We start from the raw sequence: 1661 nt of genomic DNA on the forward strand, positions 1-1661 counted from the left end.
CTCGCTGACACTGTCGCTCGTAGTCGCATTGACGCAGGCGATCGAAGATGCTCAAAGCGACCCGGAAGTCCGCGTCATTGTTCTGACAGGCGAAGGCAGGGCCTTCTGCGCTGGCGCCGACTTGAAGGACCCCGCCAGGAGCCGCCCCGAAAGTGGCGCCGAGTTCGTGAAGGCGATCGGCGCTCTGACCGAGCTGATCGAAGCCTCCACCAAACCCGTCATTGCCGCGCTCAACGGTATTACGGTCGCAGGTGGACTGGAGCTCGTGCTCGCCTGTGACCTCGTGATCGCGGCCGAGTCCGCTCGGATTGGCGATGCCCATTCGAACTACGCCCTGTTTCCTGGCGCAGGCGCCACCGTGCGCTTGCCGAGGAAGGTGGGACTGAACAACGCGAAGCTCCTCATGTTCACGGGCGATATGCATCCGGCCAGCGAATGGAAGGCGCTTGGCCTCGTCAACCTGGTGGTCGCTGATGACGGCTTCATCGGCGCCGTGACCGCTCTGGCAAAGAAGCTCGCGAGAAAGAGCCCGCTGGTGCTGGGTCGGATGAAGCAGGCGCTCAATGATGCGCTGGACCAGCCAGCATCCATCGGGCTGCGCTACGAGCGCGCCTTGAGCAACTTGCACCACTTCTCGGCCGACCGTGTCGAAGGGCTTGCGGCCTTCAAGGAAAAGCGCCCTCCGCAGTTCACGGGCACGTAGTCCGCCGACCCATACAAAAAGAACTGAGACAAGCATGAACAGTTACGGATGCAAAGGGGCTCAAGCCTGCCCGATTCTCCCGACGATGCGATCCGCTTCCAGATTCACGAGCCGGCCAATTGGAGTTGCGCCGTCTCTCTTATGCGGACGAAGAGGCGACTGAACTGAGCCATGGTTTGCTGATCGCGCCGATTCCGGCGACGCAGCTGATACGGACGATTGAAGGATCAATAGTATGGAAACGAAAGACAAAGGGCCTCTGGCCGGCGTGCGTGTGATCGACATCGGCACGATGGTTGCCGGCCCGGTCGCCGCAACACTGTTTGCCGACTTGGGCGCGGACGTGATCAAGATCGAGCAACCGCGCGGTGGGGACGCGCTGCGCCATATCGGGCCGATGGTGGAGGGCGAAAGCCTCTGGTGGAATGTCGAAGCGCGAAACAAGAAGTCCGTGACGCTCGATCTGCACCATCCCGAAGGCCAGCGGATCCTGAAGGAACTGTTGAAAGACGCCGACGTGCTCGTGGAGAATTTCCGCCCCGGCATCCTGAATAAATGGAACCTGTCATGGGAGCACCTGAAGAAGGTAAACCCAAGGCTCGTGATGCTCAGCGTCTCCGGGTATGGCCAGACCGGTCCATATGCAAGCCGCGCAGGGTACGACCGCATTGCCCTTGCTATGGGCGGCACACTGAACGCCACAGGTTATCCGGACCGCGCTCCGGTGAAGCTCGGCACGGCAATGGCCGACTATTCAACCGCGGTCCTTGGCGCTTTCGGAACCATGGTAGCGCTCTACCACCGTGATATGCAGGGCGGCGCAGGTCAGCAGATCGATCTCTCGTTGTACGAAACGGTGTTCCGCTTCACCGACGTGATGGTCACGGCGTACGAGAAGATGGGGCTGCCGCGCGAGCGCACAGGCAATCTCCACTTCGCCGCCGCCCCGGGTGACCAT

At 61.5% G+C, this 1661-nt stretch carries 2 protein-coding genes; both read left to right on the forward strand.

Annotated elements, in window-relative coordinates; all coding sequences use genetic code 11:
- On the forward strand, positions 1-703 hold a 703-nt coding region (locus AC1DOC_RS32735; RefSeq protein ID WP_478131447.1), incomplete at its 5' end, for an enoyl-CoA hydratase/isomerase family protein.
- 235 nt (positions 704-938) lie between these two features.
- A partial coding sequence (locus AC1DOC_RS32740; protein WP_478131448.1) for a CaiB/BaiF CoA transferase family protein occupies positions 939-1661 on the forward strand: 723 nt, incomplete at its 3' end.

It is taken from the genome of Variovorax sp. 01T439_2 (assembly GCF_056398445.1).